Here is a 26312-nt window from a genome sequence, read left to right on the forward strand (position 1 = left end):
TACCAGTCAGCACGACATCCGGACGAGCGCACCGTACCCGGCCAGCGACAAGACGGTGTTTGGGAGAGTTGGAACACCATGGCCTGGATCGTGCTCGTAATTTCCGGCGTCCTCGAAGCCGTGTGGGCGACCGCCCTCGGCAAGTCGGAGGGCTTCAGCCGTCTCACGCCGTCGATCGTGTTCGGCGTCGGCCTGCTGCTCAGCATGGCCGGGCTCGCGTACGCGATGCGCACCCTGCCCACCGGCACCGCCTACGCGGTATGGGTGGGCATCGGCGCCTCACTCACCGTCGCGTACGCGATGGTCACGGGCGCCGAGAGCACCTCGATCATGAAGATCCTGCTGATCCTCGGCATCGTCGGGTGCGTGATCGGGCTGAAAGTACTGCACTGACACGCGCCGCTGGGGCGTACCGAACACCCCGTTTGAGTGTGTGGCGCGGGTTACAGTAATCGGATGAACCTGGTGTCAGCGCTCACGTTCCCGGTCCGGGCGAGCCTCGCGCTCACGGGCGCGGCGCTCGAGGTGGCCGAGACTGCGCTGGCAACCACGCGGCTTGCCCTGGCGAGCACCACCGTGACCAGCGTCAGCGCGGCCACCCTCGCCAATCCACGCGGTCCGCTGCAACTGGTCCAGCAACTGGCGTCGCTCGCGTCCGACGACCGTCCACTGGGGCAGGCGCTGCGCCCCGGTGGGCCGTTGGATCGACTGCTGGCTCCGGGTGGCGTCGTCGATCGGCTCACCTCCGACGGCGGCACCCTCGAGCGACTGTTCGAGCCCGGCGGGGCGATCGAGCGGGTGCTCGCCCCCGGCGGTCCGCTGGAGCGGGTGCTGGCGGAGGAGGGTCCGGTGGACCGGATCCTGTCGCCTGACGGACCGCTCGAACGACTGCTCGCGCCGGGCGGCCTGCTCGACCGCCTCACCGCCGAGGACGGCCCGCTCGAACGCCTCACCGCGGAGGACGGTGCCGTCGAGCGTCTGACGAAGAAGGACGGCATCGTCGACAAGGCGCTCGCCGAGAACGGCATCCTCGACACGCTCCTCGCAGAGGACGGCGCGTTCGAGCGCCTCATCGCGGAGGGCGGGCCGCTCGACCAGATCGTCGCGCTGTCCGAGACCCTCACCGCGCTGGCCCCGAACCTGCAGCGGATGAGCGCGAGCATCGACCTGCTGCAGGAGACCGTCGGTGTGCTCAGCGCGGCCGTCGGCCCGCTCGGCGATCTCGCCGGACGACTGCCCGGACGCTGGCTCAAGGGTGGGCGCGGACCCGATCTATCGCTCGGCCCCGCCTGACAGGTGCACGTCGAAGAACGCGAACACCCGACGCCACGCATCCTCCGACGTCGCGTGGTCGTAGCCCATTCCGGTCACGCGCAACAGCTTTCCCGCCGCCTGCCCCGACACGAGGCGGTTGGCGAAGCTGTGGCCGACACCGGGATAGGTCTCGACGTCGTGCTCGATGTCCAGTCCGGTGAGCGCGGCATCGAGCTTACGGCCGGCGCCCCACAGCATGGGATCCCGCGCCCCGTAGCTCCCGACGATCGGGCACGACCCGCCGAGCGCGTCCTCGATGTGTCGCGGCAGCGGGCCGTAGAACGGCGCGGACGCGTCGAACCCCCGCGGCGCCGACACGAGCGCGAATCCGCCGCCCATGCAGAAGCCGATCACCCCGACCTTGCCGGTGCAGTCCGGACGCGTGGCCAGCAGATCGCGGGCGGCGAGCAGATCGTCGACGGCCCGGCCCTGGCGTCGGATCAGTTCCCGGAACACGCGCGTCACGCACCGGGTGCGCCCGCCGCGCGTGTAGAGGTCGGGGGTCAGGGTCAGATACCCGCGGGCCGCGACACGAGCGGTGATGCCGCGGATGTCCCGTCCGACGCCGAGCGCGTCGTGCACCACCACCACACCGGGCCACGGTCCGGCGCCGGGGGGCGTCTCCAGAACCGCGTCGATCGAGCCCTCGGGCGTCGGAACTTTCACCGTCGACATGCTCGAAGACTAGGAGCCTTCGTCCTGCGCTCGGCCCCGATTCGTAACGATTCGGCCGTCTTTCGGGCCCGTTCATTCCGGTTGGATAACCACTTCTCCGGTGCCCGCCCGGGTGGGGGTTTCGTCGCTAGCCTGGCCTTGGCGCTGTTGCTCCGCGACGGACCCGGCGCCGCCGGTTACTCCAGCGCCGCAGGCGCGGGACGGCCCGAAGTACCTGGAAAGGCACGGAAGCAGTCGATGAACCACATCTCCAACACTCGTCAGACCACCGCGAGCGGTATCCGCACCGGATCGATCAGCACCGAAGAGATCAAGTCGCGCATCGCGGCCATGTTCGGAGACTCCCCAGCCCCCCACCAGGACAAGTGAGGCCGACCCCCCTTCAGCTCACTCGCCCGTCTCGTCCCGTGCCGGACGTGCCCGGATGTGCGCGCGTTCGCCCTGGCGGCCGAAGAGCCCCAGGAACTCGACGGGATCTTCGTCGGCCGCCCCGAACCAGTGTGGAACCCGCGTGTCGAACTCGGCGGCCTCCCCCGGAAGCAGCACGAGATCCCGGTCGCCGAGCACCAGGCGTAGGCGTCCGTTGAGGACGTAGAGCCACTCGTAGCCCTCGTGCACCCGCGGGTCCGGAACCTGCGGACCCGCGACACCCGGAATCACGTGCTTGTACGCCTGAATTCCTCCCGGTCGGCGCGTGAGCGGCACGATCGTCTTGCCGCCTCGGCTGATGGGCCGCATGTGGATTCGCGGATCTCCCGTCGGTGGCGCGCCCACCAACTCGTCCAGCGGCACACCGTGCGCCCGGGCCAGCGGAAGCAGCAGTTCGAGGTTCGGTTTCCGCTGCCCGGATTCCAGCCGCGACAACGTGCTCACCGAGATTCCCGTGTCGGACGACAGATCGGCCAGCGTCGTGCCCCGCTGCTGTCGCAGAGCGCGCAGCCGCGGCCCCACCGCGTCGAGGATCCGGTCCATGTCGTCGGAGTCGTCCATGACCCCCAGGATGCCCACCCGTTGCCATTTCGGCAACAAAGCTTGCCCGATTTCACCGACGGTCGGCATGGTGGTGACTCAAGGGAGGAATCGATGAGCGCTCAGACATTGAAAGACAGATACGACGTCGTGGTGATCGGCGGCGGCGCCGCGGGACTCGAGGGCGCGCTGATGCTCGCGCGGTCGCGACGCTCCGTGCTGGTGATCGACGCCGGCCAGCCACGCAATGCACCGGCCGAGGGGGTGCACGGGTTCCTGTCGCGGGACGGTATCGCGCCGGCCGACCTGACGCGTCTCGGCGCCGACGAGGTGCGCCACTACGGCGGCGAGATCGTCGAGGGGACGGTGTCCGACGTCCGACGCGACGACGGGTTCACCGTCCTCCTCGCGGACGGGCGCAGTGTGCGGGCGCGACGCGTGCTCGTGACGACCGGCCTGGTCGACGAGTTGCCGGACGTCCCGGGCGTGCGGGAACGGTGGGGACGCGACGTCCTGCACTGCCCGTACTGCCACGGCTGGGAGATCAACGACCAACCGGTCGGCGTCCTCGGCACCGGCCCGATGAGCGTGCACCAGGCGCTCATGTTCCGGCAATGGTCCGACGACGTGACGCTGTTTCTGCACACCGCGCCGGAACCGAGTGACGACGAACGCGAACAACTCGCAGCCCGCGGCGTCCGTGTCGTCCCCGGCCGGGTGGCGTCGCTGGTGATCGACGACGACCGTCTCACCGGTGTGCGCCTCGACGACGGCACCGTCGTGGACCGTCGGGCGGTGGTGGTGGCTCCGCGCTTCGTCGCCCGCGTCGACGCGCTCACCTCGCTGGGCATCGAGACCGAAGTCGAACCGATGAGCGGCGGAAGCTTCGTGCCGGCCGACTGGTCGGGCCTGACGAAGGTCCCGGGCGTGTGGGTGGCAGGCAACGTCGGCGACATCAGGGCCCAGGTCCTCGCGGCCGCCGCGGGCGCCGCCACCGCCGCCGTCGCCATCAACAACGATTTGATCGCAGAGGACACGAATCGCGCTGTGGCCCAACGCCGAGCGCAGGATCAGAAGGGATCTCCAGAATGACCGATCTGCCCGACGTGCTGGACAAAGAGTTCTGGAACGAGCGCTACCGCTCGAGCCACCGTCTGTGGAGCGGCAACCCGAACGTGAACCTGGTGAACGAGGTGTCGGAGTTGACGCCCGGCACCGCGCTCGACGTCGGCTGCGGCGAGGGCGCCGACGCCATCTGGCTGGCCCGACGCGGCTGGACCGTGCACGGGATCGACCTGTCGAGCGTCGCGATCGAGCGGGCCGCCGAGCACGCGGCCGACTCCGGCGACGGCATCGCCGACCGGGTGACGTGGGAGGCTGCCGACCTCGTCGAGTGGGATCCGGGCACCACCCGTTACGACCTGGTCAGCTCGCAGTACGTGCACCTGCCGTCGGGCGAGCGGGAGGTTCTCTACGCCCGTCTCGCCGAACTGGTCGCGCCCGGTGGCACGCTGCTGATCGTCGGCCACCACCCGTCGGATCTGGAGTCCGGCGTTCCCCGTCCGCCCCGGCCGGAGCTGTTCTTCACCCCGGACGAGGTTGTGGCGCTGCTCGATTCGCAGAAGTGGACGGTGGACACGGCCACCGCCGTGTCGCGCATCGTCACGCACGACGACCACGAGATGACCATCAACGACAGCGTCGTTCGCGCGCGCCGGGCCGTCTGACCGCACCGGTCACCCGTCGTGGCGCCGGCCGGCCTGGCCGGCGCCACGGCCCTCGACGTCACACCGCGCCGCGCGCAACCGCGCGTCCCGCGCGCGCAATCGGCCGCGCAGCGCGCTGACCTGCGCGCGGGAGCCGTGGGGCAGGTAGCTGACCGGGGCGAATACAGGTAGTCGAACAGGTAGTTCTGACGTGGCCCGCGCACCCCTCGGAGAGAGAACCTGGAGTAGTCACACCGGCACTACCCGAGGAGAACGATCATGATGCGTCGCGGACGCAAGACGCTCATTTCGCTCGACAGCGGAAGTTGGTGCTTCGGCCGGATCGTCGGCCGGCGCCGATGCGAGTCCGGCGTGCGTGTCCAACTCCTCGAACGAGACGGTGCCGGGAAGTACCCGACTTTCACCGTCGCCGAGCAGACGGTGGGTGACGGTTTCGCCCTCTGAGCGAATACCGGCACCTACACGGCGCGCTCGTCTCTGCTGCGATCCGCGTCGACTTATTTGATCGCCACGGCCGCTGCTGCCGCACACAGGGCCACGAACCCTCCCACAACGAGGCCGTCGGCAAACAAGCCGGATTCCCACCATGTCAACAGCCCGGGGACCAGGCCCGCTACCAGGATCACCATCCCGACGAATAGGTGGAAGTCCCTTCGCACCTCATTCGAGTCGGGCTCCGGTTCCGCGGCCTCGGTCGCCGGATGTGTCGGCGGGCTTGTCGGCGGGCTTGTCGGCGGGCTTGTCGGCGGGCTTGTCGGCGGGCTTGTCGGCGGGCTTGTCGGCGAGATAGACGATGTCAGGAAATCCGGGCCTTGGACGTCTCCGGGAACTTCATTTCGAGGAGTAATCCGATATGGCATCCACGCTCACCATCCGAGAATCTCAGTCGGTCGGGCGGGGGGCTTCGCGTCACACCCCTCGCCAGGGGGCACTTCCAGGATAGAAACCTCGCAGAACGCCATCCAGGGGTCGAGGCGAGCGCCACATATGGCACAGCTCGCAACCAGCAGGGGAACAAATAGAATCACCACTGCTTACAACGTTCCTCTTGGAGCCTCCTGTCGGGATTGAACCGACGACCTTTCGCTTACAAGGCGAGTGCTCTACCACTGAGCTAAGGAGGCAGTGGAGCGCGCCCATCATATCCATAGCGACAGTGGTGCGCGTAACTGTGCCGCGACCGCCCGTTTTCGTTAGCGTTGTCCCATGCGCATCTCGGAGATCGCCACCATTCTCGCGTGGCACGACGCTCTCAACTCGTCCGACATCGACACGCTGCTGGCGGTCTCCAGCGACGACATCGAACTGGCAGGCTCGGAGGGGGCAGCGCAGGGGCTCGCCGCTCTCCGCGAGTGGGCATCGTCCGCCGCCCCTACACTGGTGCCCGGCCGGATGTTCATGCACGACGGCGTAATCGTCGTCGAGGAACAGGCCACCTGGCCGTCGAAGACCGATGAGCCTGGCGAGACTGGCAATACCAAGACAGTCGCCACCGCCTTCCGTGTCGTACACGACCAGGTAACCGCCGTGTTCCGGCACGACACTCTCGAAGAGGCACTGGAGGCCACCGATCTCAGCGAGAAGGATCTCGTCACCGACGTCTGATGTGCGCAGGTTCGCAGCATCGTTCGGCAGTCTGGTCGCGGACCGCCGGGCAACGGTCGACGCAGTCACTGCCGCGCCGACACCGCTGCAGCCGATCGACCTCACCGACGATGCACGCGTCGCCGAGGTGTTGGACCTCGCGGTCCGCGTCGGGGAGGTGCTGTTGGCGTCGGGCACGTCCGCGATCGACACCGCGACGCAGGTGAAGTTCATCGCCGCGACGTACGGGCTGGCGCAGTGCGACGTCGACGTCACGTACAACTCGATCGTCGTGTCGGCGCACCGCGGGCCGCTGATTCCGCCGGCCGGCACGATGCGCATCGTGCACTACCGGTCGATGGACTTCACGCGTCTGGCGGCCGCCGACCGACTCACCCGTCGGATCCGGCTCGAGGCGATCACACCCGCGCAGGCGCACGCCGCGCTCGACGCGATCGTCTCCGCGCCGCACCCCTACAACCGCTGGGTCGCGACGCTCGGCTGGGCCGGATTGGCCGCGGCCGTCGCGGTGCTGCTCGGCGGTGGACCGCTGATCGTCGCGGTCTCGTTCCTGACGACGGTGGTGATCGACCGCGTCAACCGGGCACTCAACCGCTTCGGGCTTCCGTACTTCTTCCAGCAGATGATGGGTGGCCTGATCGCGGCCGCCCCGGCGACGGCGCTCTATATGGTCCAGGACCACCTGGGCGTGGTGATCAGGCCGTCGCAGATCATCGCGGCCGGTGTCGTGGTGCTGTTGTCCGGGCTGTCACTGGTGGGTTCCGTGCAGGACGCCATCACCGGCGCGCCCATCACCGCCGCCGCCAGATTCTTCGAAGTCGTCATGATGACCGGCGGCATCATCGCCGGCGTCGCGCTGTCGCTGAGGGTCGCCTCGGCGCTCGGGGCCGATCTCCCGGTGCTGAGCAACGCCGCTCAACCCGACCTCACGCAGCTTCCGGTGAAGGTGATCGCGGGCGCACTCGCGTCCATGTTCTATGCCCTCGCGTGTTACGCCGAGCGGCGGGCACTGACCGCGGCCGGTCTGGGCGGTGCGGCGGGTCTGCTGTTCTTCGTGCTCGCACAGAGTGCGGGCATCGGCCCGGTGATCTCGTCGGCGATCGCCGCGACCGTGATCGGTTTCGCAGGTGGTCTGATGGCCCGCCGCGCATTGACGCCACCGCTCGTCGTCGCCGTCGCAGGCATCACGCCGCTGCTGCCGGGCCTGTCGCTGTACCGCGGCCTGTACGCGATGTTGAACGACGAGGTGATCATCGGGCTCACGGCACTGCTGGGGGCGTTCGGTATCGGTTGCGCCCTGGCCGCGGGCGTCACCCTGGGCGAATGGGGAGCGCGGACACTACGCCGACCGCCGCGCATGCGTCGAAACACGACGCTGCGCCGCCCGAGGTTCGGGCGACGCAGCGTAGTGATGAGCGATTCTGTGGCCGACTCCGTCACTCCGAAAGTGAGTTAGTCGCCCGAAAAGCCTTATTCGGCGGCGTTCTTCTGATCCTGCTCCATGGCCTCACGCAGGCTCTTGGGCCGCATATCGGTCCAATTCTTCTCGACGTATTCGACGCACGCCTGGCGCGAATCCTCACCGAAAACGATTCTCCATCCCTGCGGGACCTCGGAGAACGTGGGCCACAGGGAGTGCTGGTCTTCATCGTTGACCAGCACGTAGAAGCGGCCGTCTTCGTCGTCGAACGGATTGGTGCTCATCTAACCTCGCTTGTCGCGTACGGGTTGTCTGCAGTCAGCCTAGCAAGGCTGCCGCTGATATCTCGGTGAGCGAGAATCGAATCGAGGATCTCTCCCGCGCGCACCGCGACATTGGACAGCAGGGACGCCGTCAGTCCGTGGGTCTTCTCCGTACCACCCTGCAGGTAGACGCCCCCGCGGATGCCCGGACCGGCCTCGAGCCGGTAGTCGCGGCCCACACCACGATCGATATGCATCTCGGGCAGCGAGTCGCCGAAGAGCGATTCCAGTGGAGTCGGGACAAATCCGGTAGCCAGGACCAATGCGTCGCACATCAGGGTGTCCGTCAACCCGTCGAGCGCGCTGTACACCGACACCTCGATGCCGTTCTCGCTGTCGCGCAACGTGCTGACCTCGGATGCACGTCGCATGAACAGCCGTCGCTCGCCGCGAACCCGTTCCTGGTACTCGGTGGCGTACAGCTCGTTGATGAGTTCGATGTCGACGCACGAATAGTTGGTGCTGCGATGCAGTTCGAGCAACCGGGCGCGCTCGTCCGCGGGTGCGGCGTGCAGTTCGTCCACGGTGCCCGGATCGAAGATGCGGTTGGCGTACGGGCTGTCGTCGGCCGGGCTGAACCCGAAACGCGAGAACACGCTGTGCACCTCGGCCTGCGGGTACTTGTCGTGCAGGTACTGCACCACTTCCGCGGCACTCTGACCTGCTCCGACGACCGCGAACCGCTGATGCACCGGCTCCGGCATCTCGGCGATACGGAACAGGAACTGATGGTTGTGGAAGCATCGCGGCGACGGGGTCGCCCACTCGGGCAGGCGTTCCCGCAGGCCGGCACCGACCACGACATTGCGGGCACGCACCGTACTGCCGTCGGAGAGCACCACCTCGAAGCGCTCGACCACACCTTCGTCGTCGATTCCCTCGACCGCCGCGACGGTGGTGCCGTACTCGACGTCGGCGTCCACCTTGGCGGCCGCCCACTGCAGGTAGTCCTGGAACTCCACCCGGGTCGGGAAGAAGGTCTGGTGGTTGACGAAGTCGACGAGCCGGCCGCGCTCGTGCAGGTAGGAGAAGAAGGTGTAGCCGCTGCGCGGATTGCGGAACGTGACCAGGTCCTTCGGGAACGCGATCTGCATGGTCGCGCCGTCGAGCACCATGCCCTGATGCCAGCCGAACTCCGCCTGCTTCTCGAAGAAGCGGGCCCGGATCCGGTCGGCCGGCGTGCACTCCGCGTTGTGCTCCTCGATCGCGATCGCGAGCGCAAGGTTCGACGGCCCGAACCCGATCCCGATCAGGTCGAGCGTCTCATCCGACCCGAGCGAATTCGCGCTCGTCGTACGCTGACTTTCAGTCATCGCTCATGTCCGTCCTCGTGGCACCGACCCGGAACGGGTCCCGCAGTGTTTCGTTGCCGAAGATAGCAAAGCCTAACCTTCTTCGGGATGCTACCAACCCGGGCGGGCGCGTGTGCCTGGTCACAACGACGACTTCAACAGCGCGGACACCTCGCGAGCCCAGCCCTCGACGGCGTCCTGATCGAGCATTCCGGTCGAGAAGTCGAAATAGGCATGTACCGGACCGCCGCCGACGGGCTCGTAGAAGCTCAGCGTCAACTCCGCCGACGGCATGCCCACCGGAACCGGCAGGAAGCCACCGAGAACGCCCTCGAGCGCATCCAACCGCGCCTGCTCGTGGTGCACGAGCATCACCTGCGGTAGGCGACCGGCACGCAGGCCGATTTCTTCTGCGACATAGGAGAATCCCACGTCCTGGTTGTCCAGGGCCTCGAGATTCGAGACGCGGACACGCGCCAGCAGTTCGTCGAAGCCCGGGTCGCCACTCGTGTCGGTCCGCATCACGACGACGTTGAAGAAGCATCCGATCATCGGCGCGAGCACGTCCTCCGTCCGGCCCGCCACGAACGAACCGATCGGGATGTCTTTGCCCGCACCGCTTCTGGTCAGCACGGTCGCCAGCGCCGCCTGCAACACCATGAACATGCTGGTGCCGGTTCGCGCGGCGATCCGGTCGATCCCCTCGTGCAGGTCCGCGTCGATCTCGATCGGGACCAGCTCGCGGCGCGCCTCGCGGACCCCCGCCGACGCCGGCAGGTGAAGACGGGTCGGCATGTCCACCAGCCGGTTTCGCCAGTAGTCGAGCTGACGCGCGTGCAGGCTGTCCGGATCGCCGGGGGACCCGAGCAGACCGGTCTGCCAACGCACATAGTCCGGGTACTCCACCGTGAGCGGAGTCCAGTCCGGTTCGGCCCCACCGGCACGCGCCGCGTAGGCGGTCAGCAGGTCACCGAGCAGCGCCACCACCGACCACTCGTCGACCGCGAGATAGTGCATCGTCAGCAGCAGCGTCTGACGATCCGCGTCGTCGGTCACGAGATGCACCCGCAGCGGCGCCTCCTCCGTGAGGTCGATCCGCAGTTGTGCCAGCTCGAAGACTCGACGATGCAGGTCGTCGTCGCCGACGTCGATCACGTCGATGCCCGGACGCGGACCGTCCGACGTGAACACCTCTGCACCGTCCGGGGCGAACACCGTCCGCAGCGGCACGTGCCGATCCACGACGTCGTCGAGGGCTCGCGCGAGATGTTCGGGGTCGATCGGCTCGAGCAACTCCAGCGCCAGCGCGTGGTCGGCCTGCGCCCGGGCCCGCGAGGATCGGTGCCGCAGCCAGTGCATGCGCTGCGACGGCGCGAGCGGCACGGGTCCGGTCTCGCCCGTCACCGCGAGGCCCGAGTGCGCGACCCGGTCGCCGTGCCGGACGACGTCGGCCAACTCGGCCACCGTCGGGGCGTCGAACACGTCGCGGATCGTGATCGCGACCTCGAAGGCACTCCGGATCCGTCCGACGAGCTTCATCGCCGCCATCGAGTGGCCACCGAGGTCGAAGAAGCCGTCGTGGATGCCGACCGCCGGCAGGTGCAGGATGTCCGAGAAGACCTCGCACAGTTCGGTTTCCAGCTCGTCACGCGGCGTCCCGTCACCGGCGAGCATCGACCAGTCCGGCGCGGGCAGCGCCTTGCGGTCGAGCTTGCCGTTCGGGGTGAGCGGCAACGCGCCGGGCAGCGCGACGACCAGCGTCGGCACCATGTAGTCGGGCAGTGTCGCCGCCACGTGCGCACGGACGTCCGACGGATCCACCACCGCCGCGGTCACGCCGTCGTCCTCGAACTCCGGAGTGACGTAACCGATCAGGCGGGTGATCTCACCGTCCCGATCGGCGACCACTGCGGCCTGACTCACCGCCGGATGACTCGCGAGTGCGGCGATGATCTCGCCGAGTTCGATCCGGAATCCCCGGATCTTCACCTGGTCGTCGACGCGGCCGAGGAAGTCGATGTTCCCGTCGGTCCGCCACCGCGCCCGGTCACCGGTGCGGTACATACGGCCCGGTCCGAACGGATTCGCCACGAATCGGCCCGACGTGAGATCGGGCCGCCCCAGGTAGCCACGGGCCAGACCACGGCCGGCGATGTACAGCTCACCTGCGATACCCGGTGGCACCGGACGCAGGCGGCCGTCGAGCACGAAAGCCTGCTCGTTGGGATCGGGGATGCCGATCGGCACCGCTTGCGTCCACCCCGGCAGCGCCTGCCACAGCGTGTTGTTGACCGTGGCCTCGGTGAGACCGTAGGCGGCGAGCAGGTTCAGGCGCTCGGCCCAGCGCGCGATGAGATCCGGCGGCACCGTCTCGGTGCCCACCAGTACCGTGCAGCCGTCCGGCACAGCGCATCCCGGAGGCAGCGCGGCCATCAGCGACGGCGGCAGGATCGCGTGCGTCACCTTGCGCTCGTGCATGAAGTCGGTGAGTTCCGGACCGGCCACGCGGGCCTCTTCCGGGATGATCACCAGTGTGGAACCGGTGCACAGCGCCATCGACAACTCGAACACCGCCACGTCGAAGCCGACGGAGGCGAACTGCATGACGACCGATCCGGTGGTCAGCTTCATCCGGTCCTCGGCCGTCGCGACCAGGCTCATGATGCCCTCGTGCGGCAGCACCGCGCCCTTGGGACGGCCCGTCGACCCGGACGTGTAGATCACGTATGCGGCGTGGTCGAGCCCGGGCGGCGGTGTCGGCAGTCCATCAGTTGCGCGGCCGTAGGTTTCGGCGATCACACGGGGGTCGTCGAGCAGGACCCGGTCCAGGTCCCCCACGATCCGGGCCGATTCGGGCGACGTGGTCAGCAGGACCGTGGCGCCCGAGTCCTCGAGCATGAACGAGATGCGGTCCTGGGGGTGGTTCAGGTCGAGCGGCAGGTAGGCCGCACCGAGACGCAGCACGCCGAGCACCGACGCCACCATGTCGATCGAACGCGGAACGGCCAGGCCCACCACACTTTCCGTCCGGACACCGCGCGCCGCGAGCACGGCCGCAATGCTCTTGGACCGCTTGTCGAGTTCGGCGAAGGTCGCCTCGCCGTCCCGGTCCGCGACGGCGATCGCCGTGGGCGTCTCCCGCACCCATCGGTCGAACGCCTCCGGCAACGTCAATTCCTCGACAGCTCGGGCGGTGTCGTTGAAGGAGCGCAGCACCGAGTCGCGTTCGCCGTCCAGGAACACGTCGACGGCGGACACCCGCGTCGCGGGATCCGCGGCGACGGCACCGAGCACGGCGACCTGACGGCGTGCCATGCGCTCGACGGTGTCGCGATCGAAGAGGTCGGCGCTGTACTCGAGTCGCAGCTGCACCCGGTCCGCGTCGAGGAACTCGGTCCAGTTGAACACCAGGTCGAACTTGGCGGTCCGCTCCTCGATGGATACCGGCGCGAGCGCCAGGCCCTCGGACGGTGCCGGGTCGGCGGTGCGGCTGTGGTACCCGACCATCACCTGGAACAACGGGTTCCGGGCCAGCGTGCGAGCCGGATTGAGCCGCTCGACGACGGACTCGAACGGCACGTCGGCGTGCGAGAACGCGGCGAGGTCGAGGTCCTTGACGCGCGCCAGCAGGTCCGCGAAAGTCGGGTCACCCGAGACGTCGGTGCGGAGCACGACGGTGTTGACGAAGAAGCCGACCAGATCGTCGAGTCCCGGCTCGGAGCGTCCCGCGACCGGCGCACCCAACGGCAGGTCGTCTCCGGCGCCGAGGCGCTGCAGCAGCGCCGCCGACGCCGCGTGCAGCACCATGAACATGCTGGCACCGTGCGCGCGGGCGATGACCCGCAACGCGCGGGTGGTCGCAGCATCAAGATCGAGTTCGATTGCGCCACCGGCGAAGCTGGGCCGTGCAGGCCTGCTGCGGTCGGCGGGAAGCTCCAGTTCTTCGGGTGCGCCGTCGAGAACGCCGGCCCAGTGGTCCAGCTGACGGCTCATCAGTGAGTCGGCGTCGGACGGCTCGCCGAGCAGCGCCCGCTGCCACAGTGTGAAGTCCGCGTACTGCACCGGCAACGACGTCCACTCGGGGGCCGCGCCGTGGGTGCGCGCCGAGTAGGCGACCATGAGGTCGCGCAGGAACGGCCGATCCGACCACTCGTCGGTCGCGATGTGGTGCAGCACCAGCGCGAGTACGTGCTCGTCGTCTCCGACACGGATCACCGTGGCGCGCAAAGGTATCTCGGCGGCCAGATCGAACGGTCGCCCTACGGCGGCGGCCACCAGCGCGGGAGCCTCGTCCGGTTCCGCGTCGACCACGGTGACATCGGGCCGGACGCTGTCCAGGACCAGCTGGACGGGTTCGCCGTCGTGCTCACCGAACACCGTCCGCAGCACCTCGTGCCGCACGACGACATCGGCCAGGGCCTCGGTCAGGGCGGCCGGATCGAGGTCGCCGCGCAAGCGCAGCACGATCGGGAAGTTGTACGCATTGGACGAGCCCGCGCTGTCCCCTTCCATCTGCTGGATCACCCACAGCCGCTGCTGCGCCGGCGAGAGCGGCAGATGCTCGGGCCGCTCCCCCGCGACGAGTACCGGCCGTGTCGACTCGGTGCGCCCCGAGATCCGCCGTGCGAGTGCGGCGACGGTGGGCGCCTCGAACAGGTCCCGCATCGTCACCTCGGCAGACAGATCCGCGCGCGCACGACTGATGAGCCGGGTCGCGAGCAGCGAATGCCCGCCGAGATCGAAGAAGTCGTCGTCGATACCGAGTTCGACCTCGAGTTCGAGAACCTCGCCGAAGAGCCGGCACAGTGTCTCCTCGACGGCATCACGCGGCTCGCGGGATTCGCCCGACCCCTGGCCCAGCACCGTGTCGGCGGACGGCAGCGCCCGCACGTCGAGCTTGCCGTTGACGGTCATCGGCAGCTCGTCGACCGCGATGATCGCGGCCGGAACCATGTAGTCGGGCAATACCGTCCGTGCGTAGGTCGCGAGGTCCCGGTTACCGGCAGTGACGACGTACCCGACCAGGCGTCTGATCCCGCCCGGCCCGGCGTCGGCGATCACCGCGGCCTGCCGCACCGACTCGTGCGCCGCCAGTACCGATTCCACCTCGCCCAACTCGACGCGGTGACCACGGATCTTCACCTGGTCGTCCGTGCGGCCGAGGAAGTCGATGTTGCCGTCCGGCCCACGCCGCACGAGGTCGCCGGTGCGGTACATGCGGGCACCGGCGCCGACGATCGGGTCGGCGACGAACCGCTCGGCAGTGAGCGCGAAGCGGTCGAGGTAGCCGCGCGCGAGTCCGACGCCGGAGATGTACAGCTCACCCGGCACGCCGTCGGCGACAGGTCGCAGCCAGCCGTCGAGGACGTGAGCGACGGTGTTCCAGATGGGTCGGCCCACCGTCGGGGTGGCGCTGTCGGCCGTGCCGCCGCCGAGCGTGTTGATCGTGTACTCGGTGGGGCCGTACAGGTTGTAGCCGCACGTACCCTCGGTGTCGCGCAACACGTCCCACACCTGATCCGAGACTGCCTCGCCGCCGAGCAGGACCAGCGGCGGGCGGTGCCGTCGCGGACCGTCATCGAGCAGGCCCTCCTCGATGAGGTGCCGCGCGTACGTGGGGGTCACATTGACGACGTCGATCTGGTGCGCGTCGCCGTACGCCACCAGGGCCTGCGCGTCACGGCGCAGTTCCTCGTCGCAGATGTGCACCTCGTGGCCCTCCACGAGCCACAGCAGTTCCTCCCACGACATGTCGAACGCGAACGACACGGTGTGCGCGATGCGCAGCGTGCGTCCGCCCTCCCCGCGCACGACCGGTTCGAAGATCGCCTCGCGGTGGTTGAACTGCATGTTCGTCAGGCCGCGGTACGGCGTCACGACGCCCTTGGGTCGGCCCGTCGACCCGGACGTGTAGATCACGTACGCGGGATGGTCCAGGCGCCCCGGGACGCCCGGCGCGAAGCCGCCGAGTTCGGCGGCAGTGAGCGCCGATTCGTCGCAGCCGGCCAGAACCGCGGAATCGTCGACGAGGATCGTGTCGACCGTTGCCGCCGAGAGGATTTCGGCAGCACGCGTGGTAGCCAGCATCGTGACCGGCCGGGCATCATCGAGCATCCCGACGAGACGCTCGGCCGGATGGTCCAGTTCGAGCGGCAGATACGCGGCACCGGTACGCAGGACCGCGAACAGTGCGACGACGGTCTCCACCGACCGCGGCAGCGCGAGGGCCACGATCTTCTCCGGTCCGGCGCCGTGCGCGAGCAGGACCCGGGCCAGTCGGTTGATCCGCGCATCGAGGGCCGCGTAGGTGACGGTGTCGTCGCCGAACACCAGCGCCGTCGCCTCCGGGATCCGCTGCGCCGTCTCGGCGAACAGGTCGGCGACGGTCTGCTCAGGTACCGCGTGCACGGATTCGGTGAGCCGGGCGTCGAGGGCCGCACGGTCCTGCGGGGCAAGGATGTCCGTCCGCCCGACCGGGAGATCGACGTCGTCCGCGAACTGCTCGAGCAGTCGGACGAACGTATCGAGCATGTGCTCGGCATCGGCCGCGGAGACCTTGTCCGGGTGGAACTCGAACTTCAGCTTGGTCTCGGCACCGGGGGTCACGACCACCGTGAGCGGGTAATGCGTGTGGTCGATGCTGTCGCCGCCGCTGATGTCGTGCGCGGCGTGCAGCGCCGACACCTGGTTCTCGTCGACGAAGTTCTGCAGCACGTACAGCACGTCGAACAGTTCGCGGTGTTCGCTTGCACGCTGGATCGCGGCGAGACCGAGGTAGTCGTACGGCATCAGTTCCAGCCGCGCGGTCTGCGTGCGACGCATCAGATCCGACGCAGACTCGTTCGGTCGCAGCACCATCCGCACCGGCACGGTGTTGAGAAACATGCCGACGACGGAGTCGATGCCGGGTACCTCCGGCGGCCGGCCGGCGACCGTGGTGCCGAACACGACGTCGGTGCGGCCGGTCGCGCCCGCGAGCACCAGACCGAGGGCCGCGTTCAGGACCGCGTTGAACGTCACCCCAGCCTGCGTCGCCTGCGCGCGCAGTCGCTCACCCAGATCCTGCGACAGCACCGCATCGCGGCGGCCGGGCAGGCCCGCGGACGCACCGGTGCGCCGCGCGATCAACGTGGGCTCCGCGAGTCCGGACAGCGTCCGCGTCCACGCGTCCCGGGCGGCGTCGCCGTCGCGGCCGGCGAGCCAGGACAGGTAGTCGTCGAATCCGCCGTCGGGCATGACGAATCCGGTGTCGTCTCCGCCGGTCTCGTAGAGGGCGAGCAGTTGGCTCACGACGAGCCCGTTGGACCAGCCGTCCCACAGCAGGAACTGGCGGTTGATCACCAGTCGGTCGCGGTCCTCGCCGAGGCGCAGTACCAGCGCGCGCCACAGCGGCGGCGTCTCGAGGTCGAACGGCGTGAGCCGGTCCTCGACCATCAACTGCGCGGCCCGCTCGTCGCGGGCGGCGTCGTCGAGGTGTCGTAGGTCCACCTCGGTGATCGGGACGTCGAGTCCGGCGCTGACGAACTGCACCGGCGCGGCGAGACCGGCACTGACGAATCCTGCTCGCAGCGTGGGGTTGCGGCGCTGCAGTGTGCAGATCGCGGCGGACAGTCGCTCGAGATCCAGGTGCCGGTCGAAGTCCAGCGAGAACTGCGCGGTGTAGATGTCGGCGCCGTCGGCGATCCCGGCCTGGAAGTACAGGCCTTCCTGCAGGGGGGACAGCGGCCAGATCATCTCGACGCTGCTCGGTGTGGCCGCGACGACCGAATCGATCTCGGCCTGCGTCAGACCCGCCAGCGGAACGTCGGACGGAGTGAGCGCGACCGACCCGTCGTGCGTGTCGGCGAGCGCGACGAGTTCCCGCAACGCCGAGGCCCAGCCGTCGCTGAGCGCGCGGGCATCCGTCTCCGAGAGATCCGGCTCGGACCAGCCGAACACGGCGCTCAGCACCGGCCCGTCGCCGGTGTCCTCGCACAGCGCATTGACGAGCAGGCGGTACGGCCCACCCAGATCGGCGTCGGGATCGGCTGCCAGCGAACCGGATTCGACCGCCGACGCCCATGGCGCAGCGAGGGCCGCGGGCATCCTGCCGAGATAGTTGAACAGCACCTGGGCGGGGGCGCCCGCCGCGAGCAGTCCTGCGGTACGGGCGTTGGCGTAGCGCAGCATGCCGTAGCCGATGCCGCCGTCGGGCGCGGCGCGCAGCGCCTCCTTGACCGACTTGAGGACGTCGAGCGCTTCGCCGGAACCGGGCAGACGCACCGGAGTGATGTTGGTGAACCAGCCGACCGTGCGGGACAGGTCGACGCCCGGAGCGAGCTCCTCGCGGCCGTGCCGCTCGAGGTCGAGCAGCAGATCCGACTCCCGGCCCTGCGTGGCGAACCAGTGGGTGACCGCGATACGCAGTGCCGTCACCAGGACATCGGTGACGTCGGCGCGCACGAGAGCCGGCACCGCCGTGAGTACCGCCTCGGTCTCGGCGACCGAGAGGCGCACGGTCCGGCTGACGCCGCTGCCGATAGTGACGTCGCCGCGGGCCGCCGGTACCAGTTCGGCACCGGGCGCGGTGGTCTCTGTCCAGTGCTCGAGCTCGCGCAGCCGGGAGGGCTGCTGCGCCTGTGCGGTGACGAGCTCGGCGTACTCCTTCAGTGACGTGCGGACCGAGTCGAGCGCGGCGGGCTGACCGGATTGCGCCGCCACCCACGACATCGGCAGATCCTCGAGCAGCACGCGCCACGAGACGCCGTCGACCACGAGGTGATGGGCAACCACCAGCAGGCGTCCGAGATGAGCCGGGCCGGCGTCGAACCAGACGGCCTCGACCATCGCGCCCCGTGCCGGGTCCAGACGGCCGGCGGCGGCGGCGGATTCGGCGGCGAGGACATCCCGTAGCCGGTCGTCGGCGCAACCACTGACGTCGACGCGCCGCAGCGACGGCGCGACGGTGCCACGCTCGGCGATGTGCACCGACCACACACCCGGCGCGTGCCGGGCGAGCTGCTGCCGCAGCCCGTCGTGGTGATCGAGAACGGACTGCAATGCAGCCGTGAGGGTCTCGACGGTCGCCTCGGCAGGCGTGTTGATCAGGACGGCCTGGTTGAAGCGATCGGTGCCGCCGCTCCACTCCGACAGCCGGTGCACCACCGGCATCGGCAGGGCATCGCCCGTGGTGTCGACGGGCACGGCCGCGACCACGGCGGTCGAGGCCGCCGGGTCGTCCCCGAGCACCCGGGCCAGCGCCCGAGCGCTGCGCTGCTCGAAAATCTGCCGCGGGGTCATCGTGATCCCCTCGCGCCGCGCGAGGTTCACCAGCCGGATCGCGAGGATGCTGTCGCCGCCGAGGGCGAAGAAGTCGTCGTCCTCGCCCACCGACTCGCGTCCGAGCACCTCGGCGACCAGGCCGGCGACCACCGAAGCGCGGCCTGTCGGTGCGGTGTCCTTCGACGCCGTGACAGCCGGGACGGCAGGCACCGGCAGCGCGCGACGGTCGAGCTTGCCGCTGGGGCTCAGCGGCAGCTCGTCGACCACGACGAACGCTGTCGGGACCATGAACTCCGGCAGGGTCTCCCCCGCGAATCGGCGGACCGCATCGACATCGATATCGGCGTCCGCGACCACATACCCGACGAGCTGCTGGTGTCCGGGCGCGTCCTCCCGCACGACCACGGCCGCCCGGGCGACGTCGGGATGCTCCGCGAGACGGGACTCGATCTCGCCCAGCTCGATCCGGAAACCGCGCACCTTCACCTGGTCGTCGGCGCGCCCCAGGTACTCGACGGTGCCGTCCGCGGCGCGGCGCGCCACGTCCCCGGTGCGGTACATGCGGTCGCCGGGTGCGCCGAAGGGGTCGGCGACGAAACGGTCGGCGCTCGATCCCGGGCGTCCGAGATACCCACGCGCCAACTGCGGACCCGAGAGGTACAGCTCGCCCGCGGCGCCGTCGGCGACGGCCTGCAGGTATGGATCCAGCACGTAGAGAGAAGTATTGGCCACCGGCAGGCCGATCGGCACGGCCGTCGCGTCCGCCGGCAGGCCCTGCACCGCAGCCGCGCAACTGACCTCCACCGACGCCTCGGTGGGGCCGTACAGGTTGTCGAGGACCGCGCCCGGCAGCACGTCCGCGAAGCGGCGCACCACCGGCAGCGGCAGCGCCTCGCCGCTCGCCGCGACCACCCGCAGGCCCGTGCACGCGCGTGCCTTCGGTTCGTCGAGGAACAGCTCGAGCATCGACGGGACGAAGTGCGCGCGGGTGATCGACTGATCGACGATCAACTGCGCCAGGTACTCCGGGTCACGGTGCCCGTCGGGACGCGCGAGCACCAGCATGGCGCCGGCCACCAGCGGGCCGAAGAACTCCGGCACCGAGACGTCGAAGCTCGACGGCGTCTTCTGCAGCACACGGTCCGTGGGCAGGATCGCCCGGAACGTCTGCATCCACAGCAGGCGATTCACCACACCCGCGTGCGGGACGACGACGCCCTTGGGCCGACCCGTCGACCCGGACGTGTAGATCACGTACGCCGGGTGATGCGGCAGCACGTCGACCGTGACCGGGTGGGCGGGGTAGCCGTCCAGGTCGAGGTCGTCGACGAGGATCCGGTCGACGCCGGTGTCCGGCAGCGCAGCCGCAGCCTCGACGGACGTCAGCACGCACACCGGTGCCGAATCCTCGAGCATGTACGCCAGCCGATCGGCCGGGTAGCCGGTGTCGAGTGGGACGTACGCACCGCCTGCCTTGCCGATCGCGAGGAGGGCCACCATCAGTTCGATCGATCGGGGCAACGCAACGGCCACCCTGGACTCGGGACGGACGCCGCGCTCGACGAGGATGTGCGCCAACCGGTTCGCGAGATCGTGAAGCTGTGCGTAAGACAGACTCCGCCCCTCGAACACCACCGCGGTTGCGTCAGGAGTGCGGTCGGCCTGTTCGTCCAGCAGCGCGGTGACGGTTGTCGCCGGGAAGTCGACGACCTGGACATCTCTGTCGCGAGCGGGCTTGCGGCCGAGAGCAATCGCCGCCACCGGGCCGTCCAGCGTCGCGGGCAGGCCGGACAGAATCGCGACCATGCCGTCCGCCATCTGTGCGGCCGACGCGTCCGATACCCGCGCGGCGTCGTACTTCACCTCGAGACGCAACTCGTCCCCCGGCACCGCGATCAGCGTCAGCGGGTACGGCGGATGCTCGTCGAAGCGAATGCCGGTGAGGGCCAGGCTGCCCGACGGATCCGCGATCGCGGTGTCGCCGATCGGATAGTTCTCCACCACGACGAGCGTCTGGAAGAGTTCCTGCAGTCCGGTGACGCGGCGCAACTCGCCCAGCCCCACGTACTGGTGCTCGAGCAGCGCCGACTGCTCCGACTGCCAGCGCGTGAGCACGTCGGCGGTCGTCTCATCCGGGTTCAGCCGCAGACGCGCCGGCACCGTGTTGATGAACAGGCCCACCATCGATTCGATGCCGGGCAGGTCCCCGCCGCGCCCCGAGACTGTCGAACCGAACGTCACATCACGCCGACCGGTGAGGCGAGCGAGCAGCAGTCCCCACGCGCCGTGGACCAGGGTGCTGGTGGTCAGCCCGCGCTCACGGCCGAGTCGGTTCAGCTCGCTCGTCTCGGCGGGCGGAAGCGACACCTCGACACTGCGGACGCCGCGGGCCCCCGCCGCGGGGACCCCGGGCAGCGTCGGCGGCTCGCCGGCGCCCGCGAGCGCCCGCTGCCACACATCGATCGACGTTTCGCGGTCACGGGATGCCAACCAGCCCAGATAGTTCCGGTATGCAGCGGGCGCGGGCAGGGCGAGCGGGGTTCCGGCCGGGCTGTACAGGGCCAGGAGTTCGCGCAGCATCACGGGCACCGACCAGCCATCGGCGACGACGTGGTGGATGGACTGCAGCAGCAGGAACTTTGCCTGTTCGAGGCGAACGAGGGCGTAGCGCAGCAGCGGCGGCCGTTCGAAGTCGAAGCCGCGAAGCCGGTCCTCCGCCAGCATCCGGTCGACGGCGGACATCGGGTCCGGGTCCGTCGAGAGGTCCAGCACCGTCATCGGCACGTCGGCGCGGGCCGAGATCACCTGCACCACGCGGCCGTCGGAGAGCGGACGCAGCGCAGCGCGCAAGACGTCGTGACGGTCCACGACGCCCTGTAGTGCGCGGTGCAGCGCGACGGCGTCCACCTCGCCGGTCAGTTCCACCACCTGCTGCACCACGTACGGGTCGGGCTCGCTGGGAGACGCGCCGTCGCGCTCGTAGACGCTGTGGAAGTAGATCCCGTCCTGCAGCGGAGTGGTCGGCAGGATGTCCGACAGCGTCGGCGCGGTTTCGGCGAGCCGGTCGATGTCGTTCTGCGCCAGCGGGACCAACGGGAAGTCGGACGGCGTATGTCCGCCTCCCGCTGCGGACCCGGCGATCTCGCGCAGTGCAGCGCTCCAGTGGTCGGCGAATGCGCCGACCTCCGCCTCGGACAGGAGCCGCCCGGCCCATGTGAGCGTGGTGCGCAGCGTCGGTCCGCCCGGACCGTCGGTGGCGATCACGTCGACAGTCAGGGCGTGCGCCAGCGGCATCGCCGGGTCGCTCGCACCGCCTGTCGCGGTGGGCAGCCAGTCGACGCCCTCGCCGGACGCGACCCGGCCGAGGTAGTTGAACAGCACCTGTGGAGCGGCGCCGGATGCGAGATCGCGGCCCGCCGCGGTCAGGTAACGCAATGCGCCGTAGCCGAATCCATTGTTCGGGACCCGTCGCAACTGTTCCTTGACGGACATGAGTGCCGACGGAAGGGCGGCGCCCTGGACGTCGAGACGTACCGGGTACATGGTGGTGAACCAGCCGACGGTGCGGGAGACATCGAGGGCGGTGCCGGGCGTGCGGACGAGATGTTCCTCGCGGCCGTGGCCCTCGAGATCCACCAGGACGTCCGCATCACCGCCACGCCAGCGGCGCAGAGCCAGGGCCAGCGCCGCCGCGAGGACGTCCCCGGCACCCGCGTGGTACGCGGCCGGGATGTCGGTGAGCAGCGGTGTGGCGACCTCGCTCGCAGTGTCGATCGTCGTGCTGTGCGCCGACGCCCACGTGTCGACGGCGGGATCGACTTCTGTGGAAGCGATCTCGAGCGCACCGGGTGCGGTTGCGGCCTTCCAGTGCCCCAGTTCGTCGTCGAACGCGCCCTCGGCCGCACGCACGCCCTGCAACTCGGTCCAGCGGCGCAGCGACGTGCCGACCGGCGGCAGTTCGGGCTGGCCACCGGCAAGGAGCGCTGCGGCGGCGCGGGCGAAGTCCTCGACGACGATCCGCCACGACACCCCGTCCACCACGAGGTGGTGCCCAACCAGAAGGAGACGGCCGGCCGTATCGGGACGACGGAACAACATGGCCTGCAGCATGATTCCAGACTCGGGGTCCAGGAATTCGACGAGCGCGTCGCGGTCTGCGGCCACGGCGGTCTCGACGTCGGCGTCCGGCAGATCCGAGACGTGCACGGTCGGCAAGACACCGGCGGCGGGAATCGTGAGCGCTCCGCTCTCCCGATCCCAGCGCGCCCGCAGCGCGTCGTGCCGATCGACGACGGCCTGCAGAGCCGCGGTCGCGGTGTCCTCGTCGAGACCCGCCGGAGTCTGCAGCAGCACCCACTGATGGAACGTGCGCACGTCGGTGCCGACGCCGCAGACGCGGGCGACGACCGGCGTCGCGGGCACCTCGCCCACCGCGATGTCATCGGCGTCTGCGGCGTCCGCGACCCGGCCGTCGAGGACCGCGGCCAGTGATGCTGCGGTACGGAGCTGGAAAATCTCCCGAGCGCTGATCGAGAAGCCCTCGCGCCGAGCCTGGTTGACGAGCTGGATCGCGACGATGCTGTCGCCGCCGAGCGCGAAGAAGTCGTCGGTGACGCCCACCTGGTCGAGCCCCAGCACGCCGGCGATCAGCGCGCACAGGGCTGCCTCGAGTTCCGTGCGGGGAGCGACGTGCTCGCTCGCCGCGGCCAGATCGGGCTCGGGCAGCGCCCGCCGGTCCAGCTTGCCGTTCGGGGTGAGCGGGAACGCGTCGAGGACGACGAACGCCGACGGCACCATGTACTCGGGCAGCTTGTCCGACGCCCATGCCCGCAGCGTATCGATGTCGAGGACCCGATCGCCGTCCGGAACGACATACGCGGCAAGGTAGTTCGCACCCGTCGGCGTCTTGCAGACGAGGACCGCGCTGTGTCGCACTTCGGGGTTGGACGCCAGCGCCGCCTCGACGTCCTCCAGTTCGAGACGCATGCCGCGAATCTTCACCTGGTTGTCGGCGCGGCCGAGGAAGTCGAGGCTACCGTCGGCGCTCCACCGCGCCAGATCGCCCGTGCGGTAGAGGCGGGAACCGTCGTCCGCGAACGGGTTCGCGACGAACCGTGACGCCGTCAGGGCGGGTGCGCCGACGTAGCCGCGCCCCAGCAGGTAGCCACCCGCATACAGCTCGCCGCCGATGCCCTCGGGCACCGCGCGCAGTTGCGAATCGAGCACGTACAGCTGGGTGTTGGGGTTGGGGCGGCCGATGGACGTCGCGATGCGGGTGGCCTCGTCGCGGTAGATCACGTGCGAGACACCGATCGTCGCCTCGGCCGGTCCGTACCCGTGGTACAGCGTCGTCGACAACTGCCGACGGAAGCGGTCGAACAGGTCGGGGGTGAGCACCTCGCCGCCGCACCACACGTGCCGCAGCCCCGACAACAGGTCGGTGTCGCGCGCCAGGTCCAGCAGCACGTCGAGCATCGACGACACCAGGTAGACGAACGTGACCTGTTCGCGGGCAATGAGATCGAGCAGGTATTGAGGATCGCGTTCGCCGCCTGACTCGGTGACGATCAGACGACCGCCCGAGACCAGCGGCAGCAGGATCTCGTTGACGGAGATGTCGAACGACAGCGGCGCCTTGAACAGCGACGCGTCGTCCGCCCCGAAACCGAGCACGCGCTCACGCTGCCAGAGCAGGCGCGCGCAGATCGCCTCGTGGCGGATCATCGCGCCCTTGGGTCGGCCTGTGGACCCGGAGGTGAAGATCACGTATGCGAGGCGGCGGCCGTCCAGCTCGCCGTCGGGCAGCACGTTCGAGTACTCGTCGTGCGCCCAGGCCGAGAGATCGACGGGCACCGAGTCGGTTCCGGCGTCAACGCCACCCGGACCGGTGAGCACCAGGCGGGCGCCTGCGTCGGTGAGGACGGAGTCGCGGCGCTCCTGCGGCCACGCCGGATCCAGCGGCACGAAGGCCCCACCCGCGCACAGCACCGCCAGGAGTCCGACGACCATCTCCGCCGACCGCGGAAGACCCACGGCCACAACTTCTTCCGGGGACAGGCCCCGCTCGAGCAGATGGCGGGCCAGCTGCGCCACTCGCTCCGACAGTTCGCGATACGTCAGGCGCACCTCGCCCGCCACCAGCGCCTCGGCGTCGGGGCCGCGTCGGACGGCGTCGGCGAACAGTTCCGGAACGGAGCGCGACGGCTGCCTTTCGGCGGTGTCGTTCCACTCGACCAGGACCCGGTGGCGCTCCTCGTCGGACATCGGCTCGAGCGCGCCCACCGCCGCCATCGGATCCCGCAGGAACTGGGACACGAAGTGCGCCAGGCGTTCCTCGTGCCGCAACAGCTCGTCGCGCTGCCCGGCCGGGGCGCGCAGGTCGATGCGGATCGGTTCGCCGTCCTCGCCGCCCTGGATCGAGAAGTCGAGGTCGCTGACCGGCCCGGTGACCGAGCCGCGAATGTGCGCGGGATTGCCGTCGAACTCGAGGACGTGCTCGAACATCATCGAATTGATGCCGGGACCGAAGACGCGCCGGTCGGGGTCGATCGCCCGCACCTCGCGGGCGAGGTCCTCGCCGCGGAAGCGGCCGTGACGCAGCGTCGCGACCAGCTGGGCGTCGATCGCCCGCGCGAGGTCGCCCACCGTCGCGGCCGGGTCCACCCGGAACGTCACCGGCAGGATCGTCGACGCCATGCCCGGGGTGCGACGCATCGCGCGGCCGACTCGGGCCGCCATCGGCACCGAAACGGTGAGCTCGCGCAGGCCCGTGACGCGATGCAGGTAGGCGACGATCAGCGCCATCGGCAGCCGGGTGCGCCGGATGCCCGCGGCGGTGGCGAACGCGTACATCGCGTCGGCGATGGCGCCGTCGATCGTGACGGTCGTGGACTCCGGTGTCGCGGAGCCATCGGCGCCGGCCGCGCAGATCTGCGGGGGTTCGGGTGCATCGAGAATCTCGCCGAGCCAGTAGGCCCGATCGGTCTCGAAGCGGGCCGATCCGCGGTACTCGAGGTCGGCGTCGACGAGGTCGCGCAGCGCCCACTCCCCGGCCTTCGACTCGAGGTTCGGGTCGTCGTAGCGCGCGACCATGTCGGCGACGATCAGCGAGATACCGAAGCCGTCGATGATGCTGTGGTGATAGCGCTGGTACCAGACGGTGTGATCGTCGGCGAGACGGAACAGCGCGTGCGCGAACAGCGCGTCGTCGCCGGTGACGTCGGCGACCGTCGCCATGTCCCGGTCCATCCACTCCTGCGCCGCGGCCTCCGGGTCGGCGGCGTCGCGGACGTCGACCACGTCGAGCGGCCACGCGTCGGACGGCGCCGGCACCTGCCGCAGCGTCCGGTCCTCGCCCACTCGGAACCGGACGTGCAGCGCCTCGGCGTGCGTGACGGTCCGGCGGATCGCCGCGGCGGCGCGGTCGATGTCGATCGGTCCGGTGGCCTCGACGACGAGGGACAGGTTGTAGACGGTGCTCTGCGGATCGAGCTGCTGCGCGACGAGGATCTCGGACTGCGCGGCGGTGACGGGCAGCCCGGTGACGGCGTCGTCGAGCAAGGGGGCAGCCGGCAGGTGGTCCGCAGACATACAAATCCGATCGTCCGTCGTGACGCGCCGCGCGAGACGGACGCAAAGGTATCCAAATTAGGATAGGCTAACCCGCTCGCCTGCGCCCATCCGGCCGCGCCGTCCGGCCACCCACCCCTCGCGTTTTGCGCACTTG

General features: G+C 69.5%; 13 protein-coding genes, 1 tRNA gene and 1 riboswitch. Of the genes, 8 read left to right on the plus strand and 6 right to left on the minus strand.

All coding sequences use genetic code 11. The annotated features are described in order from the left end of the window. A riboswitch (guanidine-III (ykkC-III) riboswitch) is annotated at window positions 1-62 on the plus strand. A gap of 16 nt (window positions 63-78) precedes the next feature. Together C8K36_RS11320 and C8K36_RS11325 are read left to right on the plus strand one after the other, a co-directional pair. Then, window positions 79-393, plus strand: a complete 315-nt coding sequence (locus tag C8K36_RS11320) for an SMR family transporter (RefSeq protein ID WP_107984575.1) — start codon at window positions 79-81, stop codon at window positions 391-393. Between the two features lie 63 nt (window positions 394-456). Further along, a complete protein-coding gene (locus C8K36_RS11325; RefSeq protein WP_107984576.1) occupies window positions 457-1293 on the plus strand; it encodes an ABC transporter in 837 nt (278 codons plus the stop codon). On the opposite strand, the gene C8K36_RS11330 is transcribed toward C8K36_RS11325, so the two are convergent. Further along, on the minus strand, window positions 1273-1989 hold the full coding sequence (locus C8K36_RS11330; protein WP_107984577.1) for a dienelactone hydrolase family protein: 717 nt from the start codon (window positions 1987-1989) through the stop codon (window positions 1273-1275). The genes C8K36_RS11325 and C8K36_RS11330 overlap by 21 nt on opposite strands. 237 nt (window positions 1990-2226) lie before the next feature. Between C8K36_RS11330 and C8K36_RS25170 the strand changes: the two genes are divergently transcribed. Further along, entirely contained in the window at window positions 2227-2358 is a 132-nt protein-coding gene (locus C8K36_RS25170; RefSeq protein ID WP_258195377.1) for a hypothetical protein, read from the plus strand. An 18-nt stretch (window positions 2359-2376) separates the two neighbouring features. Here the strand turns inward: C8K36_RS25170 and C8K36_RS11340 are convergent, their stop codons facing one another. After that, window positions 2377-2979 carry an XRE family transcriptional regulator gene (locus tag C8K36_RS11340; RefSeq protein WP_107984800.1) on the minus strand — a complete coding sequence of 201 codons (603 nt, stop codon included), beginning with the start codon at window positions 2977-2979 and terminating at the stop codon, window positions 2377-2379. A gap of 93 nt (window positions 2980-3072) precedes the next feature. Between C8K36_RS11340 and C8K36_RS11345 the strand changes: the two genes are divergently transcribed. The 3 genes from C8K36_RS11345 (at window position 3073) to C8K36_RS11355 (ending at window position 5129) form a co-directional block, all read left to right on the plus strand. Continuing rightward, on the plus strand, window positions 3073-4050 hold the full coding sequence (locus tag C8K36_RS11345) for an NAD(P)/FAD-dependent oxidoreductase (RefSeq protein WP_107984579.1): 978 nt from the start codon (window positions 3073-3075) through the stop codon (window positions 4048-4050). After that, window positions 4047-4685: a class I SAM-dependent methyltransferase gene (locus tag C8K36_RS11350; RefSeq protein WP_107984580.1), complete on the plus strand. Its 639-nt coding sequence runs from the start codon at window positions 4047-4049 to the stop codon at window positions 4683-4685. Before C8K36_RS11345 ends, C8K36_RS11350 begins: the two co-directional genes overlap by 4 nt. Before the next feature lie 258 nt (window positions 4686-4943). Beyond that, window positions 4944-5129 (plus strand): enoyl-CoA hydratase, encoded by a 186-nt coding sequence (locus C8K36_RS11355; RefSeq protein WP_107984581.1) that lies wholly within the window; start codon window positions 4944-4946, stop codon window positions 5127-5129. A 605-nt stretch (window positions 5130-5734) separates the two neighbouring features. On the opposite strand, the gene C8K36_RS11360 is transcribed toward C8K36_RS11355, so the two are convergent. After that, window positions 5735-5809 (minus strand) — tRNA-Thr (locus C8K36_RS11360). An 82-nt stretch (window positions 5810-5891) separates the two neighbouring features. Between C8K36_RS11360 and C8K36_RS11365 the strand changes: the two genes are divergently transcribed. Both C8K36_RS11365 and C8K36_RS11370 read left to right on the plus strand, forming a co-directional pair. Beyond that, complete coding sequence (locus C8K36_RS11365) at window positions 5892-6290, plus strand: nuclear transport factor 2 family protein (RefSeq protein WP_107984582.1); 399 nt, start codon at window positions 5892-5894, stop codon at window positions 6288-6290. A 1-nt stretch (window position 6291) separates the two neighbouring features. Further along, window positions 6292-7746, plus strand: coding sequence for a threonine/serine ThrE exporter family protein (locus tag C8K36_RS11370; protein WP_107984583.1), 1455 nt, complete (start codon window positions 6292-6294; stop codon window positions 7744-7746). 14 nt (window positions 7747-7760) lie between these two features. Here the strand turns inward: C8K36_RS11370 and C8K36_RS11375 are convergent, their stop codons facing one another. From C8K36_RS11375 to C8K36_RS11385, 3 genes are all read right to left on the minus strand, one after another. Next, complete coding sequence (locus C8K36_RS11375; protein ID WP_005515491.1) at window positions 7761-7994, minus strand: MbtH family protein; 234 nt, start codon at window positions 7992-7994, stop codon at window positions 7761-7763. After that, window positions 7991-9346 carry a lysine N(6)-hydroxylase/L-ornithine N(5)-oxygenase family protein gene (locus C8K36_RS11380; protein ID WP_107984584.1) on the minus strand — a complete coding sequence of 452 codons (1356 nt, stop codon included), beginning with the start codon at window positions 9344-9346 and terminating at the stop codon, window positions 7991-7993. Before C8K36_RS11380 ends, C8K36_RS11375 begins: the two co-directional genes overlap by 4 nt. A gap of 120 nt (window positions 9347-9466) precedes the next feature. After that, window positions 9467-26176 carry a non-ribosomal peptide synthetase gene (locus C8K36_RS11385; RefSeq protein ID WP_107984585.1) on the minus strand — a complete coding sequence of 5570 codons (16710 nt, stop codon included), beginning with the start codon at window positions 26174-26176 and terminating at the stop codon, window positions 9467-9469. Between the last annotated feature and the right edge of the window lie 136 nt (window positions 26177-26312).

This window comes from Rhodococcus sp. OK519 (assembly GCF_003051005.1).
Taxonomy (GTDB): domain Bacteria; phylum Actinomycetota; class Actinomycetes; order Mycobacteriales; family Mycobacteriaceae; genus Prescottella.

Bases quoted from the DNA above. Each gene is read 5' to 3' on its own strand.
- C8K36_RS11320 (WP_107984575.1), top strand. From the start codon at position 79: ATGGCCTGGATCGTGCTCGTAATTTCCGGCGTCCTCGAAGCCGTGTGG.
- C8K36_RS11325 (WP_107984576.1), top strand. From the start codon at position 457: ATGAACCTGGTGTCAGCGCTCACGTTCCCGGTCCGGGCGAGCCTCGCG.
- C8K36_RS11330 (WP_107984577.1), bottom strand. From the start codon at position 1,989: ATGTCGACGGTGAAAGTTCCGACGCCCGAGGGCTCGATCGACGCGGTT.
- C8K36_RS25170 (WP_258195377.1), top strand. From the start codon at position 2,227: ATGAACCACATCTCCAACACTCGTCAGACCACCGCGAGCGGTATCCGC.
- C8K36_RS11340 (WP_107984800.1), bottom strand. From the start codon at position 2,979: ATGGACGACTCCGACGACATGGACCGGATCCTCGACGCGGTGGGGCCG.
- C8K36_RS11345 (WP_107984579.1), top strand. From the start codon at position 3,073: ATGAGCGCTCAGACATTGAAAGACAGATACGACGTCGTGGTGATCGGC.
- C8K36_RS11350 (WP_107984580.1), top strand. From the start codon at position 4,047: ATGACCGATCTGCCCGACGTGCTGGACAAAGAGTTCTGGAACGAGCGC.
- C8K36_RS11355 (WP_107984581.1), top strand. From the start codon at position 4,944: ATGATGCGTCGCGGACGCAAGACGCTCATTTCGCTCGACAGCGGAAGT.
- C8K36_RS11365 (WP_107984582.1), top strand. From the start codon at position 5,892: ATGCGCATCTCGGAGATCGCCACCATTCTCGCGTGGCACGACGCTCTC.
- C8K36_RS11375 (WP_005515491.1), bottom strand. From the start codon at position 7,994: ATGAGCACCAATCCGTTCGACGACGAAGACGGCCGCTTCTACGTGCTG.
- C8K36_RS11380 (WP_107984584.1), bottom strand. From the start codon at position 9,346: ATGACTGAAAGTCAGCGTACGACGAGCGCGAATTCGCTCGGGTCGGAT.
- C8K36_RS11385 (WP_107984585.1), bottom strand. From the start codon at position 26,176: ATGTCTGCGGACCACCTGCCGGCTGCCCCCTTGCTCGACGACGCCGTC.